11 protein-coding genes, 7 tRNA genes, 2 rRNA genes and 1 riboswitch are annotated in these 13,057 nt (G+C 36.1%); of the genes, 18 read left to right on the top strand and 2 right to left on the bottom strand.

The window, feature by feature from the left end:
• The 9 genes from H8718_RS18425 to H8718_RS18465 form a co-directional block, all read left to right on the top strand.
• Positions 1-223, top strand: a 23S ribosomal RNA gene (locus tag H8718_RS18425); the annotation flags it as partial.
• A gap of 64 nt (positions 224-287) precedes the next feature.
• Positions 288-405: ribosomal RNA gene (gene rrf, locus H8718_RS18430) — 5S ribosomal RNA — on the top strand.
• A gap of 4 nt (positions 406-409) precedes the next feature.
• A tRNA-Gly gene (locus H8718_RS18435) sits at positions 410-482 on the top strand.
• Positions 483-588: 106 nt separating this feature from the next.
• On the top strand, positions 589-879 hold the full coding sequence (locus H8718_RS18440) for a DUF503 domain-containing protein (protein ID WP_249334412.1): 291 nt from the start codon (positions 589-591) through the stop codon (positions 877-879).
• A gap of 143 nt (positions 880-1,022) precedes the next feature.
• Positions 1,023-1,928, top strand: coding sequence for a helix-turn-helix domain-containing protein (locus tag H8718_RS18445; protein ID WP_249334413.1), 906 nt, complete (start codon positions 1,023-1,025; stop codon positions 1,926-1,928).
• Between the two features lie 23 nt (positions 1,929-1,951).
• A riboswitch (TPP riboswitch) is annotated at positions 1,952-2,066 on the top strand.
• A 194-nt stretch (positions 2,067-2,260) separates the two neighbouring features.
• Complete coding sequence (locus tag H8718_RS18450; RefSeq protein WP_249334417.1) at positions 2,261-2,563, top strand: thiamine-binding protein; 303 nt, start codon at positions 2,261-2,263, stop codon at positions 2,561-2,563.
• Entirely contained in the window at positions 2,532-3,305 is a 774-nt protein-coding gene (locus H8718_RS18455) for an ABC transporter permease (RefSeq protein ID WP_249334419.1), read from the top strand. Before H8718_RS18450 ends, H8718_RS18455 begins: the two co-directional genes overlap by 32 nt.
• Positions 3,306-3,402: 97 nt before the next feature.
• Entirely contained in the window at positions 3,403-4,380 is a 978-nt protein-coding gene (locus H8718_RS18460; RefSeq protein WP_249334420.1) for an ABC transporter substrate-binding protein, read from the top strand.
• A gap of 9 nt (positions 4,381-4,389) precedes the next feature.
• Entirely contained in the window at positions 4,390-5,130 is a 741-nt protein-coding gene (locus H8718_RS18465) for an ABC transporter ATP-binding protein (protein ID WP_177668491.1), read from the top strand.
• A gap of 85 nt (positions 5,131-5,215) precedes the next feature.
• Here H8718_RS18465 and H8718_RS18470 read toward each other — a convergent pair whose 3' ends face one another.
• Positions 5,216-5,485 (bottom strand): hypothetical protein, encoded by a 270-nt coding sequence (locus tag H8718_RS18470; RefSeq protein WP_249334421.1) that lies wholly within the window; start codon positions 5,483-5,485, stop codon positions 5,216-5,218.
• A gap of 188 nt (positions 5,486-5,673) precedes the next feature.
• On the opposite strand from H8718_RS18470, the gene H8718_RS18475 reads away from it, so the two are divergent.
• From H8718_RS18475 to H8718_RS18505, 7 genes are all read left to right on the top strand, one after another.
• Positions 5,674-5,745: transfer RNA gene (locus H8718_RS18475), tRNA-Glu, on the top strand.
• Between the two features lie 10 nt (positions 5,746-5,755).
• Positions 5,756-5,829, top strand: a tRNA-His gene (locus H8718_RS18480).
• A gap of 46 nt (positions 5,830-5,875) precedes the next feature.
• Positions 5,876-5,947 (top strand) — tRNA-Gln (locus H8718_RS18485).
• A gap of 6 nt (positions 5,948-5,953) precedes the next feature.
• A tRNA-Lys gene (locus H8718_RS18490) sits at positions 5,954-6,026 on the top strand.
• 3 nt (positions 6,027-6,029) lie between these two features.
• Positions 6,030-6,110, top strand: a tRNA-Leu gene (locus H8718_RS18495).
• A 25-nt stretch (positions 6,111-6,135) separates the two neighbouring features.
• Positions 6,136-6,206, top strand: a tRNA-Gly gene (locus H8718_RS18500).
• A gap of 113 nt (positions 6,207-6,319) precedes the next feature.
• Positions 6,320-7,075, top strand: coding sequence for a biotin operon repressor (locus H8718_RS18505; RefSeq protein ID WP_249334422.1), 756 nt, complete (start codon positions 6,320-6,322; stop codon positions 7,073-7,075).
• Positions 7,076-7,141: 66 nt separating this feature from the next.
• Here the strand turns inward: H8718_RS18505 and H8718_RS18510 are convergent, their stop codons facing one another.
• Positions 7,142-8,353 carry an FprA family A-type flavoprotein gene (locus tag H8718_RS18510; RefSeq protein WP_177671975.1) on the bottom strand — a complete coding sequence of 404 codons (1,212 nt, stop codon included), beginning with the start codon at positions 8,351-8,353 and terminating at the stop codon, positions 7,142-7,144.
• Positions 8,354-8,602: 249 nt separating this feature from the next.
• On the opposite strand from H8718_RS18510, the gene nifJ reads away from it, so the two are divergent.
• Both nifJ and lepB read left to right on the top strand, forming a co-directional pair.
• Complete coding sequence (gene nifJ, locus H8718_RS18515; RefSeq protein ID WP_249334423.1) at positions 8,603-12,196, top strand: pyruvate:ferredoxin (flavodoxin) oxidoreductase; 3,594 nt, start codon at positions 8,603-8,605, stop codon at positions 12,194-12,196.
• A 178-nt stretch (positions 12,197-12,374) separates the two neighbouring features.
• Positions 12,375-12,920, top strand: a complete 546-nt coding sequence (lepB, locus tag H8718_RS18520) for a signal peptidase I (RefSeq protein WP_249334425.1) — start codon at positions 12,375-12,377, stop codon at positions 12,918-12,920.
• The last annotated feature ends 137 nt before the right edge of the window (positions 12,921-13,057 follow it).

Below are 13,057 nucleotides of genomic sequence, written 5' to 3' on the forward strand. Positions count from 1 at the left end.
ACGGACCGCTGGTGCATCTGTTAGGCTGCCAAGCCTATAGCAGAGTAGCCAAGTCTGGAACTGATAAACGCTGAAGGCATCTAAGCGTGAAACAGACCTCAAGATAAGACTTCCCATCCGAAAGGAGTAAGACCCCTTGTAGACTAGAAGGTAGATAGGTTGGAGGTGTAAGCATGGTAACATGTGTAGCTGACCAATACTAACGGTTCGAGGGTTTGACCTAAAAAACAAGGTTAACTTGTTGCAGTATTTGTTTTTGAAAGTATAAGTAATATACTTTAATAATTTTTGGTGACGATGCGCTTTAGGGAAACACCCGTTCCCATACCGAACACGTAGGTTAAGACTAAAGCGGCCGATGGTACTTGGCTGGAGACGGCCCGGGAGAGTAAGTGGTTGCCAAATCTATGCGCGAGTGGCTCAGTTGGTAGAGCATCTCCTTGCCAAGGAGAGGGTCGCGGGTTCGAGTCCCGTCTCGCGCTCTTTTTATTGCGAAAAATACAGAGTATCATCTAGAAGATACTCTGTATTTTTTTATTTAAATTATTTATACTAAAACTGTAAAACTAGATTTCTAAGGAGAAGAAAATGGTTGTAGGTTTATGTAAGTTAAAGCTTTATGCACTTTGGGTATATTCTCTTAAAGAAAAAAGAATGATTGTAAGAAGTTTAGTAGGCAAAGTACGAAGTAAATTTTGTATTTCTATTTCAGAAGTAGAAGCTTTAGATATGCATCAGACAGTTATTTTAGGGCTAAGTATAGTAACAAATGAAACTAAAATTGCAGATACTTTATTAAATCAAGTTATTTCTTATATACAAGAGAACACTGAGGCAGAATTACTAGATATTGATAGAGAAATTATTACAGACTTTTAAGACATCTGATTTATTATCAGATGTTTTTATTTTTGCCAATCAACCATTGGTTGCATAGCTTAGCTTGAGAGCACTACTGACAGTTGATTGCATATATAAGAGCCTTTTGGTAAGCTGAGTCTATACTACACAAGAGGTGAGAAATGATGAACATTAACAATATGGGTGTTTTTATAAGTGAATTAAGAAGAGAAGCAAATATGACACAGTTTGAGTTAGCAGAAATCTTACATGTTTCCCATCAAGCTGTATCTAAGTGGGAGAGACTTGAATCTTTACCTGATATTACGATGTTACCTTTACTGGCTGAGACTTTTAATATTACAGTAGATGAGTTATTAAAAGGGGAGAGAGAAGGGCAGACAGAAAGAAGTGAAGAAAAGACGAAAGTAGAGGTCTTTGTTGGAGATATTGTAATTGATAAAATTGATCAAGCAAAAGTAGCCTTAAAAGAATTAGAAAATGTACAAGATATTCTAGAAGGCATTGCGCCTCTTACAAAGCCAAAGGTCTTTGAAGAGATTATAGAAGGGGTGAATATAGATTTAGAAAGTATTAGTGGTTTTCTTCCTTTTTTAGGCGCAGAAGCGTTAGGGGAGATTATTCATAAAGTAATAGAAGAGGGAGATTTAAATAAGGTAGATGAAGGAATTTATCCTTTCTTAAAGGCCGAGCACAAAAATATGCTTATTGACTATTATATAGCGGAAGAAAAAGAGTGGGATGAAATAGAAGATATTTATCCTTTCTTAAGTGCTAATCAGCAAGAAAAGTTAATGGAACATTTCATGTCTCATTGGATGAAGGATGAATTAGAGGGTTTATATCCTTTTATGACACTAGAGCTTAGAAATTCACTTATAGATCTGGTTATAACAAGGGGAGAATATGAAATGATAGAAAGTCTCATACCTTTTCTAAATGCAGAGCAAAAGGATAAGGTTATTGATCATGCTAAAGAAGAAGGGGTGAAAAAGCGTGTTATGGAAAACTGGGCACCTTTCTTAAATCAGAAGCAGCTTAAAAAATTATTATTTGACAATCTATAAAATGAGTCTATAATAAAAATTGAACTGAATAACAGGGGTGCTAAAACCTTTTTGGCTGAGATTGAATGAAATGGCATTCTAGACCCTTATAACCTGATCCAGGTAATGCTGGCGTAGGAAATCTAACTTTCAAAGAGAGTCTCTATAGGTATATACATATTTTTAGGATAGGTGTATCTATAGGGTGATGAAATGCGCAGCTTAAGCTGCGCATTTTTTATATTATAGGAAGTAAACACGAAAGTTGTGCACATGACTCACATGAAAAACGTATAAAGTGTGGATAAATACGCTAGTAACCAACAAATATGTGAATAAAGGAGAATAAGAAAATGGAACAGTTTAATGCAAGTTTAGCTATTCAAGTATTACCTAAAGTAGAAGGTGAAGAAGTAATCCGCGTAGTAGATGAGGTCATTGCGTACATAAAATCTACAGGGCTTAATACCTTTGTAGGGCCTTTTGAAACAACCATTGAAGGAGATTTTGATCAGCTTATGGATATTGCAAAGGAGTGCCAAAAAATATGTATTCGCGCTGGTGCACCAAGTGTTATGAGTTATATGAAGGTAGCTTATAATCCAGGTGAAGGGGTATGGTCTATTGATAAAAAAGTTACAAAACATCATCAATAAACTTTATGCACCGGGATTTATAATAGGACTTATCCTAATTTGGCAAGTGGTATGTTCATTAGAGCTTGTACCAGGCTATATGCTACCATCACCTATTCAGGTTATGCAGGCCTTCATAAATGAGTTTAACGTCTTAATGGGACATTTAATGATTTCACTAAGTGAGGCATTGTTAGGACTTGGGGTAGGGATTTTAGTTGCATTTATTTTGGCAGTAGGAATGGATCATTACAGAGGGCTTCATAAATCACTTTACCCTCTTTTAATCATTTCACAGACAGTACCCGTTATCGCTATTGCGCCATTACTTGTACTGTGGATGGGGTATGGTATGGCCCCTAAGGTAATGGTTATTTTCTTAGTATGCTTTTTCCCTATTACCATTAGTTTATTAGATGGTTTTAGGGAGGCAGATAGAGATACTATTAGACTTATGAAGTCTATGGGGGCAAATGCTAAGCAGATTTTCTGGCATATTAAACTACCTTGTGCACTTCCAGGCTTTTTAGCAGGTCTTAAAGTATCTGTAAGTTATGCAGTTATAGGCGCTGTTGTTGCAGAATGGCTTGGGGGTACAGCTGGCCTTGGTGTATACATGACAAGGGTAAGAAAGTCTTATGCCTTTGACAAGATGTTTGCAGTTATTTTCCTAGTAAGTTTAATAAGTTTAGTACTTATGAAGTTAGTTAGTCTGCTTGATAGGAAGATTATGCCATATAAGAGGATACAGAACAAAAAATAAAGAGATTGAACATAAATAACAAGTAGATAATCGAGAGATTAAATAAAAAATGAACTTCGTAATACATAGAAGTACTAATAAATAGAAGGAGTACACCATGAAAAGAAAATTAATGAGTATGCTTATGGCGGGGCTACTTGCTTTTGGTATGGTAGGATGTAGTGCTAGTAAAGCAGATAATAATGTAACTGTTGTACTAGATTGGGTACCTAATACAAATCATACGGGTTTATATGTAGCCTTAGAAAAAGGATTTTATAAAGATTTAGGATTAAATGTAGAGATTATGCAGCCGCCAGAAGGAGGAGCCTTATCGCTAGTGGCAGCTGGTAAAGCAGAGTTTGCAGTATCTTTCCAAGAGGAAATAGGACCAGCCTTAACATCAGAAAATCCACTTCCAGTAGTAGCGGTTGCAAGCATTATTGACCATAATATATCGGGTATTATTTCACTTAAAGAAAAAGGTATTGATTCACCAAGTAAGCTTGAGGGTAAACGCTATGCTTCATGGGATACACCTTTTGAGAGAGCCATTTTAACGAATATTGTTGAAGGAGATGGCGGAGACTTCTCTAAAGTGGAACTTATTCCAAATACAGTGACAGACGTTATTTCTGCACTTCAAACAGATATTGATGCTGTATGGGTATACTATGGTTGGGATGGAATTGCTACAGAGCTTGCAGGCCTTGATACAAATTATATAGCTTTTAGAGATATTAATCCTGTATTTGACTTCTATACACCAGTTCTTGCATCAGGTACAAAGTATCTTGAAGAAAATGAAGAAGAGGCTAAAAAGTTCTTAGAGGCTACAGCTAAAGGTTATGAATATGCTATTGCAAATCCAGAAGAGGCAGCAGAGATTTTAGTGAAACATGCACCAGAAGTAGATTTAGAACTTGCAAAAGCAAGTCAGGCATTCTTAGCAAATGAATACCAAGCAGAGAAAGCAAGATGGGGAACCATTGATGAAACAAGATGGACTACTTTCTATGACTGGATGTATGAAGAAGGACTTATTGGTGCAGAGTTAGGTAGCCAAGGTTTTACAAATGCCTATTTACCACAATAGGTGATAAGTATGTATTTTAAAGCTGAACATATTTGTAAAAGTTATGATGGAAGAAAGATTATAGAAGATATTTCCTTAGAGCTTAAAGAAGGTGAGCTGGTATCTCTATTAGGGATAAGTGGTATAGGAAAGACTACTTTATTTAATATTTTATCAGGACTTGAAAAGCCTGATAGTGGTCATATTTATTTAGAGGATAAAGATATAACGGGGCAGACAGGTATTGCAAGCTATATGCAACAAAAAGACTTACTTATGCCATACAAAACTATTATTGATAATGTAAGCCTTCCTCTTTTACTTAAAGGTATGTCTAAAAGAGAAGCTCGGGAGAAAGCAAGCACTTACTTTAAGCAATTTGGTTTAGAGGGAACTAAGACACAGTATCCTATTCAGCTATCAGGAGGCATGAGGCAAAGAGCAGCACTTCTTAGAAGCTATTTATTCAGTAGTAAGTTGATGCTATTAGATGAGCCTTTTAGTGCCTTAGATGCTATTACTAAACATCATATCCATGATTGGTATTTAGAGATTATGAAAGAGATGAGAAGTCCAACCCTTTTTATTACCCATGATATTGATGAAGCAATTTTACTTTCTGACCGTATTTATATTATGGCAGGGAATCCTGGAAGGCTTACAAAGATGTTTACTATTGAAGGAGCAAAAATTTCTACAGATGATTTTACAACTTCAGAGGTTTTTATAACTTATAAAAAGGAAATTCTAAAGGCGATTAAAGAAGCTTAAAATAAATTAAATAAAAACAGGGGCTACTACATAATATGTAGATTAGTCCCTGTTTTTGTAAAAGAGCATATAAAAGTAAGCATCGTTAAATGCGGATGAGTGTATTAGGATCTGCAATAATTTCTTCTAATCCAGCTAGTTGTGCAACGTCCCAGTAGGCATCATGATTGAAGGTACAGTAAAGAGCATTGGTTACAATAAGTACTTTCTTTTCAGTGTGTACTTCATAGATCAGATCATTACCAATTTTAATTTTATTTAAAGGACCCTTAATGTATTTTGTAAAGATTTTATCATCATATTCTATTTCAGTGCGCTCATCAAGTAAAAATTTTATGAAATCTTTTTTATCCATATACGTTCCCTTCCTTCAGAAAAAATGATTTATGTTATTAGTGTATCCTAAATAAGAGTAAATAATTATTAACTTTATGGGTTATACTAAGATAAGTTCCAATAAAAAGAAAAAAAAACTAAAAAAATGTAAAAAACCTATTTACATACGTCAATATATATGCTAAACTAACGAAGTAGTCAAGAGACGGCCCATTGGTCAAGCGGTTAAGACACCGCCCTTTCACGGCGGTAACAGGAGTTCGATTCTCCTATGGGTCATTTGTATATGGTGGGGATAGCTCAGTTGGTTAGAGCGCCAGATTGTGGCTCTGGAGGCCGTGGGTTCGAATCCCATTCTCCACCCTATATAAACCTTAATTATAAAATAAATATTGCATATGAATGACATAGGGTTATCGCCAAGCGGTAAGGCACAGGATTTTGATTCCTGCATTCGGAGGTTCGAATCCTCCTAGCCCTGTTTCATGGGTCACTAGCTCAGTTGGTAGAGCACTTGACTTTTAATCAAGTGGTCCGGAGTTCGAGCCTCCGGTGGCTCATATGCGGGTGTGGCGGAATTGGCAGACGCACTAGACTTAGGATCTAGCGCCATTGGCGTGGGGGTTCGACTCCCTTCACCCGCATCTTTTAAAAAATCAAATATGCAATGCGGGTGTAGTTCAATGGTAGAACACCAGCCTTCCAAGCTGGCCACGTGGGTTCGATTCCCATCACCCGCTCTAAAGTAAAAGTCTTACTCTAATGAGTAAGACTTTTTTCGTTATATATAAGTTTTAAAAGGACTTGCTTACACCTTAAGATTAGACTATAACTATGATAGGGAGGGGATAAAATGACTAAAATGAAATTACTAGAATTATTTGAAGCACATAAAGGGGAATACTTATCTGGACAGATAATAGCTGAGGATTTAGGCCTTTCTAGAACAGCTATATGGAAACAGATTAATGCATTGAGAGAAGAAGGATATGATATAGAATCTATCAAGAAAAAAGGATATAGATTAAATGTTAACTCAGATATTTTATCTCATACAAAGGTAAATCAATTTTTAATCCCTGAGCTTTCAATAGACCATATCCACCTTTATAAAACTATTGATTCTACTAATAAGGCTGTATATTTAGAAAGTATTAATACTGAGGCGGATTGGGTTGTAGTAGCAAGTGAGAAGCAAGAAAAAGGGCAAGCTAAAAATCAGATGCCGTTTTACTCCCCAGAAGGTAAAGGGGTATATATGAGTGTAGCTATTCGTATGAGGGAATCTCTAGAGCAACTGAAGACTTTTTTAGCGTATAATAGTAAGGCAGTGCATCAAGCTATATTAAAAGTAAGTGGCGTAGATAGTATTATCAATGATGAGAATAATATTTTATATAACAATCGTAAGCTATGCGGTATTATGACAGATATGGTTATAGAGGCAGAAAGTCAAACGATTAAACAAATCATCATTGGTATAGGAATCTATGTGCATGAAGCTGCTGATGGGAATATAGCACTTACGGAGATTACGGGTACATATTGTAATCGTAGTGAGCTTATAGCATGTATTTTAAATGAACTTTATAGATATTATCATCAATAAAAACCAATAAAAAAGGCTGTTGCTAAGCTTTATGGAGAACTAAGCAACAGTCTCATTTTGTATCTACTATTTAAGAACAGCTTCTGCAAAAGCTACGCCGAATTCAAAGGCAGCTTTTAAGTTATCTTCACTTGGGTTGAATTGAATATTTAATGGTTCAAGAGGCATACGGAATTTAAGTTGGTGGAAACGCTCAGCAATATGTTTAGTTGCTTCACCACTCCATCCATAAGAGCCGAAGCATCCTGCTTGAATACCTTTGTGGATCACTGGGTTAAGTGAAGTAAGGAGCTTCCAAATAGGTGGAAGAGTATCAGCAAGAATTGTAGGAGAACCAATTAAAAGCCCTGCGCATTGACCAGCTTCAGCAAGCATTTCATCAAAATCTGCTGTTACAAGGTCGTAAACAAGAACGTCACATGTAAGGTTAGTACTTTCAATACCTTTTTTGATCTCATAGGCTAATTTTTCTGTATAACCATAGGCTGATGCAAATGGAATAACAATACTTGGTACAGCTCTTTTTACTGGCTGGCTCCATTCTTTATAGAAGTTCATATACTTTTCGATTTGAGAGCGGTCTAAAATCATACCATGTCCAGGACAGATGAACTCAATTTCTAAGTTCTCAATTTTAGCAAGTGCTTTAAGAACAAAAGGTTTGAATGGTCCCATAATCATATCATAATAGTATTTGTAAGCTTTAACATAATCATCTTCTTTAGAAGCTTCAAGTTGATTTTTGAAAACACGTTCATCACTGTAGTGTGCACCGAAAGAGTCACAAGTTACAAGTGTGCAGTCTTCTTCTATGTAAGAGTACATAGAGTCTGGCCAGTGTAAGCATGGAGCAAGAATAAAACGAACTGTTTTATTGCCGAGAGAAAGTGTATCACCATCTTTTACAACAAGGCTTTTGAATGGCTTATTCATAATTTCAGCCATATATTTAATCGCTTGAAGTGTTCCTACGACTGTTGCATCAGGTGCTACATCAAGAAGTTTTGCAACACTACCAGCATGGTCAGGCTCTGTATGATTAACTACAATATAGTTAATCTCTTGAGGGTTAACGATTGTTTTAAGGTTATCTAAGTAGTCATCAAAGAATTTTTCTTTAACAGTTTCAAAAACAGCAATACCTTCACTGCCTTTTAATACATAGGCATTGTAGCTTGTTCCGAATTCTGTTTCCATGACAATATCAAAAACTCTTAGGTTAGGATCAAGTGCGCCAACCCAAAATAAATTATTGGTTATATTAAGATGTTTACCCATGATAAGACTCCTTTTAAATAGTGTGTTCTATATAATAATAATTATAAGTAAAAATATTAATATGTCAAATATTGATAAAGTCACTTTTCAAATTTAAAAAGTATGATATAATGAAAACTAAAGGAAAATAATTATCCATAAAGTTAAAATATTAGAAATTTACTAGAAAATTATATACTATAATATAATATTTTTAATACTTTTTCATAACTATATAAATAGTGTAATTCTTTTGAGGAGGGAAATATAATGGCAAAAAAAATGATGACTATCGATGGTAATACAGCTGCATCTTATGCTGCTTATGCCTTTACAGATGTCGCAGCAATTTATCCTATTACACCTTCATCAACAATGGCAGAAGTAGTTGATGAATGGTCAGCACAAGGTAAGAAAAATATTTTTGGTCAAAGAGTAAGTGTTGTAGAAATGCAATCAGAGGCAGGTGCTGCTGGTACATTCCACGGTTCACTTCAAGCTGGTGCTTTAACAACAACTTTTACGGCATCACAAGGTTTACTTTTAATGATACCTAATATGTACAAAGTAGCAGGGGAACTTCTTCCTGGCGTATTCCACGTAAGTGCACGTGCGCTTGCTGCGCAAGCACTTTCAATCTTTGGTGACCACCAAGACGTTATGGCAGCTCGTCAAACAGGATGCGTAATGCTTGTATCAGGTTCTGTACAAGAAGTTGCAGATATTGCTCCTATTGCGCACCTTGCAGCTATTAAAGGTAGACTTCCATTCGTTCACTTCTTTGATGGTTTCAGAACTTCTCATGAAATCCAAAAAGTAGAAGTATTAGATTATGCTGATTATGAAGCATTAATTGATCAAGAAGCATTAGCTGAGTTTAGAGCTAGAGCATTATCACCAAACCACCCTGTAACACGTGGTACAGCTCAAAACCCAGATATCTACTTCCAAACAAGAGAAGCATCAAATAAATTCTATAATAACATTGTAGGTATTGTAGAAGAATATATGCAAAAAATGTCTGCTTTAACAGGTAGAACATATAACTTATTCAACTACTATGGTGCTGAAAATGCAGAAAACGTGGTAATCGCTATGGGTTCTGTAACAGAAGCATTAGAAGAGACTATTGACCACCTTAATGCGAATGGTGGAAGCTTCGGTCTTGTAAAAGTACACTTATACAGACCATTCTCAACAGAACACTTCTTAAATGCAGTACCTGAGTCAGCTAAGAGAATCTGTGTACTTGACCGTACAAAAGAGCCAGGTGCACTTGGTGAACCTTTATACTTAGACGTACGTGGTGCATTCTATGATAGCGAAAGAAGCCCAATGATCATCGGTGGACGTTACGGTCTTGGTTCAAAAGACGTAACACCAACAGATCTTAAAGCAGTATTTGATAACTTAGTAAGTGAAGAGCCTAAAAATAGATTTACTGTAGGTATCGTAGATGATGTAACAGGTACATCATTAGAAGTAAAAGATACTCTTAAAATTGCTTCACCAGGTACAATCAGATGTAAGTTCTGGGGTCTTGGTTCAGATGGTACAGTAGGTGCTAACAAACAAGCAATCAAAATCATTGGTGAACATACAAACAAATATGTTCAAGCTTACTTCGATTACGACTCAAAAAAATCAGGCGGTATTACAATGTCACACTTAAGATTTGGTGATGAGCCTATCCGTGCTACTTACCTTATCGATGAAGCTGACTATATCGCATGTCATAAACAAGCTTTCGTAAACTTATATGATATCCTTAAAGGTCTTAAAAAAGGCGGAAACTTTGTACTTAATACAGAGTGGGATTTAGAAGGCTTAAACAAAAACTTACCAGCAAAAATGAAACGCTTCATTGCTGAAAATGAAATCAACTTCTATACCGTAGATGCTACACATATTGCAAAAGAAATCGGCCTTGGTTCACGTATCAATATGATCATGCAAGCTGCATTCTTCAAACTTGCTAATATTATTGATGAAAACGATGCGGTAGAATACCTTAAAGCTTCTATTAAAAAAGCTTATGGTAAAAAAGGTGAAAAAGTTCTTGCTATGAACTACGAAGCTGTAGAAAAAGGTATGAATGCACTTGTTAAAGTAGAAGTACCAGCTTCATGGAAAGAAGCATCAGATGTAAGTGAAGCAGTAGCAGAAGCTGCAGCAACAGCATGTGGATGTAGTACATGTACATGTGGTTCAGCAAAAGTAGATGAAAAACCAGATTTCATTAAAAACATCGTAGAGCCAATCAACGCACAAGAAGGTAATAGCCTTCCAGTAAGTGCATTCAATGACTATGAAGATGGTACATTCCCAGCAGGTACAGCAGCTTACGAAAAACGTGGTATTGCAGTAGATATTCCAAGATGGGATGTGGAAGCATGTATTCAATGTAACCAATGTGCTTATGTATGTCCTCATGCATGTATTAGACCAATCCTTGTAAATGCAGATGAAAAAGCAAATGCACCAGAAGGATTTGAATCTAAAAAAGCAATCGGTAAAGCATTTGTTGACCTTGAGTACAGAATGCAAGTAAGTCCACTTGACTGTACAGGCTGTGGAAACTGTGCTGATATTTGTCCTGCTAAAGGTAAAGCATTATTCATGGAACCACTTACAGAACAAGTAGAAAAAGAATCAGCTAACTGGGATTATGCAGTTAAAGAAGTTTCTTACAAAGGTGACCTTGTAGAAGGTAAAACAGTAAAAGATAGTCAGTTCAAAACACCACTTATAGAGTTCTCAGGAGCATGTGCTGGTTGTGGTGAAACACCATACATCAAACTTGTAACACAACTTTTCGGTGATCGTATGATGATTGCTAACGCAACAGGATGTTCATCAATCTGGGGTGGTAGTGCACCATCAACACCATACACAACAAACCACGAAGGCAAAGGTCCATCATGGGCGAACTCACTCTTCGAAGATAATGCTGAGTATGGATACGGTATGTTCCTTGCTGTAAAACAAATGAGAGAAAAACTTACAGCAAATATGGAAGAGCTTGTTCAAATGGATATTCCAGCTGAAGCGAAAGAAGCATTTGAAAACTGGCTTGCAAATAAAGAAAATGGTGAAGGTTCAAAAGCAGCAAGCAAGGCTGTAAGTGAAGTTCTTGCAAACCTTACTGTTGCAGACGAAACAGTAGCTAAACTTGTAAAAGAAATTAAAGAAAGAGAAGACTACCTTGTAAAACGTTCACAATGGATTCTTGGTGGTGACGGATGGGCATACGACATCGGTTACGGCGGTCTTGACCATGTTCTTGCATCAGGTCAAAATGTAAACGTTCTTGTATTCGATACAGAAATTTATTCAAATACAGGTGGTCAATCATCTAAATCAACACCAGTTGCAGCAATTGCTAAATTCGCAGCATCAGGTAAACGTGCTAAGAAAAAAGACCTTGGACGTATGATGATGGCTTATGGTAATGTATATGTAACACAGATTGCCATGGGATCAGATAAAAACCAAACAATTAAAGCAATCTTAGAAGCTGAAGCATACGATGGACCATCAATCATCATTGCTTATGCACCATGTATCAGCCACGGTCTGAAAAAAGGTATGGGCTGCTCAATGGCTAACATGGGTGATGCTGTTAAAGCTGGTTACTGGCATTTATACAGATACAATCCAGATCTTATAGAACAAGGTAAAAACCCATTCAGCTTAGATTCTAAAGAGCCAACAGAAAGCTTCAGAGATTTCATTCTGGATCAAGTACGTTACTCATCACTTGCTAAACAGTTCCCAGAAGAAAGTGAACAATTATTCGAGTTAGCTGAAAAACATGCTAAAGAGCGTTATGCAGAATACAAAAAATTAGCAGACCAACAATAAACTCCTCTAAATACGATTTCCTAGCCAAAAAAGGGTTGCCGAAAGGTAACCCTTTTTTACTATTTATCCCTTTTAAATAAGAATAACGTATGACCTAGGTGCAGTAGGAGTTTGACAGGGGTAGGAGGATAGGACTAGAATAAAGATAAAGAAGTCATCACTATTAAAGGAGGAGCATATGGATAAAGTGATTAAAGCAAAGAACATAATGGATACAATAAAAGACTTATTAATAGTGATACTTGTGGCAGTGCTTATTACTCAGTTTATTGCAACAAGGACAAGAGTGCCTTCAGGTTCTATGGAGCCTACTATTAAGATTGGAGATAATCTGATTATAAGTAGGATAAGTTCTTATTATAGAGAGCCTGAAAGAGGTGAGGTTGTAATCTTTTATCAAGACAAAGAACGAATGGTTAAGCGTTTAATTGGTATGCCAGGAGAAATAGTCGATTTAAGGGACGGTTATGTTTATATAAATGGAAATAGATTAGATGAAGAGGCATATTTAGGTGGGGAAGTGATGACGGTACCTTTATATGACCCCAGATACGAGCGTATAGATTTTCCTTATATCATTCCAGAAGATAGTTATTTCTTTATGGGAGATAATAGGGGACATAGTTTAGATAGTAGAGTGTTTGGAGCAGTAAAAAAAGATAAAGTTATTGCGATTGGTGCATATAGGATTTATCCTTTTGATCAATTAGGTACTATACAATAAAAAGGTAGCTACACTATTTGATATGCTCCCCTTAAGGTAGACAGTTTAAATAATAAAACTGTTATCTTAAGGAGGAGCATTTTTCATGGGAAGAAAATCAAAAATTTCATATGAAATAAAAATAGATGTTGTTAAAA

Source organism: Zhenhengia yiwuensis (assembly GCF_014384995.1).
In the GTDB taxonomy this organism is placed as follows: domain Bacteria; phylum Bacillota; class Clostridia; order Lachnospirales; family Cellulosilyticaceae; genus Zhenhengia; species Zhenhengia yiwuensis.